At 65.4% G+C, this 4,722-nt stretch carries 3 protein-coding genes; 1 reads left to right on the plus strand and 2 read right to left on the minus strand.

Annotated elements, in window-relative coordinates; all coding sequences use genetic code 11:
• Together sucB and VLR48_RS00530 are read right to left on the minus strand one after the other, a co-directional pair.
• Positions 1 to 1,027, minus strand: a 1,027-nt coding sequence (gene sucB, locus VLR48_RS00525) for a dihydrolipoyllysine-residue succinyltransferase (protein WP_325289899.1), incomplete at its 3' end; no start/stop codon positions are given.
• Complete coding sequence (locus tag VLR48_RS00530) at positions 1,024 to 3,882, minus strand: 2-oxoglutarate dehydrogenase E1 component (RefSeq protein ID WP_325289900.1); 2,859 nt, start codon at positions 3,880 to 3,882, stop codon at positions 1,024 to 1,026. The genes sucB and VLR48_RS00530, both read right to left, overlap by 4 nt.
• Before the next feature lie 268 nt (positions 3,883 to 4,150).
• Here VLR48_RS00530 and VLR48_RS00535 point away from each other — a divergent pair.
• Positions 4,151 to 4,722 (plus strand): NRDE family protein (locus VLR48_RS00535; RefSeq protein ID WP_325289901.1); only part of this gene is annotated, 572 nt, incomplete at its 3' end.

Below are 4,722 nucleotides of genomic sequence, written 5' to 3' on the forward strand. Positions count from 1 at the left end.
AGCCGAACACGCCGCCGTTGGAGATAGAAAACGTGCCGCCCGTGAGTTCCTCGAGACCGAGCTTGCCCTCGCCGGCGCGCTTGCCGAAGTCGGCGATCTTCTTCTCGATGTCGGCCAACGTCATCTGGTCCGCATCGCGCAGGATCGGCACGACGAGGCCGCGCGGCGAGCCGACGGCGATGCCGATGTCGAAATAGCCGTGATAGACGATGTCGTTGCCGTCGATCGAGGCGTTGACTACCGGATAACGCTTGAGCGCCGCCACGGCGGCCTTCACGAAGAAGGACATGAAGCCGAGCCGGACCCCGTGGGTCTTCTCGAACTGGTCCTTGTAGCGGCTGCGCAGTGCGAGAACGGCCTGCAGATCGACCTCGTTGAAGGTCGTCAGCATGGCCGCGTTCTGCTGGGCCTGGACCAAGCGTTCGGCGACGCGGGCACGCAGACGGGTCATGGCCACCCGCTGCTCGGGGCGGCCGGCCTCGCCGGTGAGGCTCGGGCTGGGGGCGGGCCCCGCGGGGGTCAGATCGGGATCCTTGGCCGGAGCGGCCTGCTCGCGCTCGTCGAGATAGGCGATGACGTCGGCCTTGTGGATCCGCCCGTCTCTGCCCGTGCCAGGGATCGCCTGCGGGTCGAGATTCAACTCCTTCACCAGGCGGCGTGCGGCGGGTGCGACCTGCGGCTCGCTGCCGGCCGGTGCGACCTTCGTCGGGCTCGCCGACGCGGCTTTGGATGGTGCGGCTTTGGCGGGCGGCGGAGATGCCTCGCGCTCCGAGGGTGCTGCGCCGGCCTCGCTCGCCTCGATCAGCGCCAGCAGGGCGTCGGACTGAACGAGATCGCCCTCGTTGGCCAGGATCTCGCCGAGGATGCCGTCGATCGGCGAGGGGACCTCGAGCACCACCTTGTCGGTCTCCAGATCGACCAGGTTCTCCTCGCGCTTGACCGGATCGCCCGGGCGTTTGTGCCAGGTCGCGACGGTTGCATCGGCAACCGACTCGGGAAGGGCGGGGACACGGACTTCGCTGCTCATTGTGGCGGGATCCTTTTATTCATGCTGGGATTGAAATGCCCGGTCAGGGCCTCGTCGATCAACCGCTCCTGCTGCTCGACATGCGCGGCGCGGTGACCGACGGCCGGTGCGGCGGAGGATGGACGGCCGACATAGTAAGGCCGCTTGCCGTCCTGCATCAGGTTGTGGAAGCGATGTTTGATCTGGTCCCAGGCGCCTTGGTTCTGCGGCTCCTCTTGGCACCAGATAATCTCCTCGGTCGCGGCGTAGGCCTCGAGCGCGCGGTCGAAGTGGTCTTTGGGGAAGGGATACAGCTGCTCGATGCGGATGATGGCGACATTCGTCAGGCCGCGCGCACGTCGTGCCTCGAGCAGATCGAAGTAGACCTTGCCGCAGCAGAAGACCACGCGCTCGGTCTGCGCGGGGTCGATCGGGTCGATCTCCGGGATCACCGTTTGGAAATGACCGCCGGTCAGCTCGTCGAGCGCGGAGACCGCGAGACGATGCCGCAGCAGGCTCTTCGGGGTCATGACGACGAGCGGTTTGCGGTAGTCGCGCACGATCTGGCGGCGCAGCAGGTGATACATCTGCGCCGGCGTTGTCGGCACGCAGACCTGGATGTTGTGCTCGGCGCAGAGCTGCAGGAAACGCTCCAGACGGGCGGACGAATGCTCGGCGCCCTGGCCCTCGAGTCCGTGCGGAAGCAGCATCACGAGCCCGCAGCACAGACCCCACTTGGTTCCGGCCGAGGTGATGAACTGATCGATCACCACCTGTGCGCCGTTGGCGAAGTCCCCGAACTGGGCCTCCCAGAGCGTGAGCGCGTTCGGCTCCGCGGTCGCGAAGCCGTACTCGTAGGCCAGCACCGCCTCCTCGGATAGGAGCGAATCGATCGCGATGAAGGCACCCTGATGCTCGCCGATGTGCTGCAGCGGGGTGTAGGCGTTGCCGGTCACTTGATCGTGGATCTTGGCATGGCGATGGAAGAAGGTCCCGCGCCCGGCATCCTGTCCGGACAGGCGCACCGGAGTCCCGGCGTCGACGAGGGTGGCGTAGGCCAGATTCTCCGCGAAGCCCCAGTTGAGGAGCTGATCGCCCTGAGCCATCTTGCGCCGCTCCTCCCAAAGCTTATCGACCCGGGGGTGGAGCTCGAAGCCCTCGGGCACGCGCAGCATGGCCTCGCTGAGCTCGCGAAGCTTCTCGACCGGAACACCCGTGTCGACGTTCTGATCCCAATCGGTGGTGCGGCAGAACCCCCAATCGACGCGGTAGGCATGATCCAGCCCGCACAGCACCGGGCGCGCGACCACCACACCCTGCTCGATGGAGTCGCGATAATCCGCAACCATGGCATCGGTCTCCTCTTTGGAGAGGAGTCCGTCGGCGACGAGGCGATCGGCGTAAACGGCCCGCGGGGTCGAATGCCGGCGGATCTTTTTGTACATCATCGGCTGGGTGACCGCGGGCTCGTCGGCCTCGTTGTGGCCGAGACGCCGGTAACAGATCAGGTCGATGATGACGTCCTTGTGGAACTGGTTGCGGAAGTCCAGCGCCATCCGGGTGACGAAGATGACGGCCTCCGGATCGTCGCCGTTCACGTGAAAGACCGGCGCTTGGACCATCTTGGCGACATCGGTGCAGTAGAGCGTGGAGCGCGTGTCGAGCGGGTTGCTGGTCGTGAAGCCGATCTGGTTGTTGATGACGATGTGCACCGTGCCGCCGGTGGCGTAGCTGCGCGTCTGCGAGAGCTGGAGCGTCTCCATGACCACGCCCTGGCCGGCGAAGGCGGCGTCGCCGTGGATGAGCACGGGCAGGACTTGATCGCCGCTGCGGTCGTGGCGCCGCCGCTGGCGTGCGCGCACCGAGCCCTCGATCACCGGGTTGATAATCTCGAGATGCGACGGGTTGAAGCCCAGCACCAGATGGACGATGCCGCCGGGGGTATCGATGTCGGTGGCGAAGCCCATGTGATACTTCACGTCGCCGGCCATCTGCCGCCAATCCATCTGGACCCGGCCCTCGAACTCGTCGAAGATGTCCTGAGGCGGCTTACCGAAGATGTTGGTCAGGACGCTGAGGCGCCCGCGATGGGCCATGCCGATGACCAGCTCCTTCTGGCCCTTGCGTCCGGCGCGCTGTATCAGCTCGTCCAGCATCGGGATGAGGGCGTCGCTGCCCTCGAGCGAGAAGCGCTTCTGACCGACATAGCGCTGGTGGAGATACTTCTCGAAGCCCTCGGCCGCGGTCAGCAAGGTCAAGAGCCAACGCCGATCGGCGGTGTCGAGCTCGGGTATCGCGCGATAGCCCTCGAGCCGCTTCTGGATCCAGCGCTTCTCCTGGGTATCGGTGATGTGCATGTACTCGGAGCCGACCGTTCCGCAATAGATCTGCTCCACCATCGCGATGATGTCGCGCAGCGGCATGCGGTCCGGGGCGTACAGAGAGCCCGTGTGGAACACCTGGTCCATGTCGTCCGGCTCCAGGTTGTGGAAGGCCGGATCCAGGTCTGCGATCTTGGGGATGTCGCGCAGCTTGATCGGGTCGAGGTTGGCGACCTGATGGCCGCGGTAGCGGTAGCCGTTGATCAGGGAGAGTACGGCGGCCTGTTTTTCCGCGGCGGCGGGCTCGAGCCGCTCGGTGGAACGTGTGCGCGCACGCGTGCGGCTTTCTTGGGCGAGCCGCAGGAAGTTCTCGCGCACCGGGCCGTGTGCGACCTCGTTGGCCGCCTCCTGGTGCATGACATGGAAGCGCTCGCGCCAAGCTAGATCGACGCTTTCCGGGTCCTTTAAATAGCGTTCATAGAGGTCTTCAATAAAGGCTGCATTGCCGCCGTAAAGGGCGCCGGAACTGCGAAACAGCTCGAGGATTGCGCTCATGCTCGGTGTTGTTTCTCTGGGTTGATTTTATAGATGGATAATCGATGTTTATAACACAAGTCCCGAAGTGCTTGGCAAGCCGGTTCAGGCCAACCGGCGTCGCGCGACTAGGGCCGGAGAAGCATCATCGCCGATCTTTGGGTCTGTCGTCGCGAAGTCATCGCCTTAGTCGGCGTGATGAGCACGATCGACCGATGTTCAATGCGCGGCCGATCTCGCATCGCGACTGCGCATCGCTGGCGCGAACCTGCTCGAGGGGTTTCAATTCATGTGTACCTTCGTCATTCTGCGCCGTCCGGGTCATGCCTGGCCGGTCTTGATCGCGGCCAATCGCGACGAGATGCGCACGCGGCCGAGCGGTCGGCCCGGCCGACATTGGCCGGATCGCCCGGAGGTGCGTGCCGGGCTCGATCTGGAGTCCGGCGGGAGCTGGCTCGGGGTCAACGATCATGGCCTCGTCGCCGCGGTCATGAACCGCCAAGGTACGCTCGGACCCCTGCCGGGCAAACGCAGTCGCGGCGAGCTGGTCTTGGAGGCACTCGACCATGCAGAAGCCTCCGAGGCGGCCGGGGCGCTGGCTGATCTCGACCCGGACGCCTATCGGCCCTTTAACCTGGTCGTGGCGGATCCGCGCTCGGCCTATTGGCTGCGTCATGGCGGCGACGGCGAGATCCGCGTCCACCCGATCGCCCCCGGTCTACGCATGTTGAGCGCGAGCGAGCTCGACGATCTCGGTGAGCCGCGCATCGCCGAGTATCTGCCTCGGTTCGTCGCGGCAAAGGTCCCGGATCCCGAAGCCGACGATTGGGCGGCCTGGCGGGATCTGCTGGCATCGAATCA

This window comes from Thiocapsa sp., assembly GCF_035467215.1.
Taxonomy (GTDB): domain Bacteria; phylum Pseudomonadota; class Gammaproteobacteria; order Chromatiales; family Chromatiaceae; genus Thiocapsa.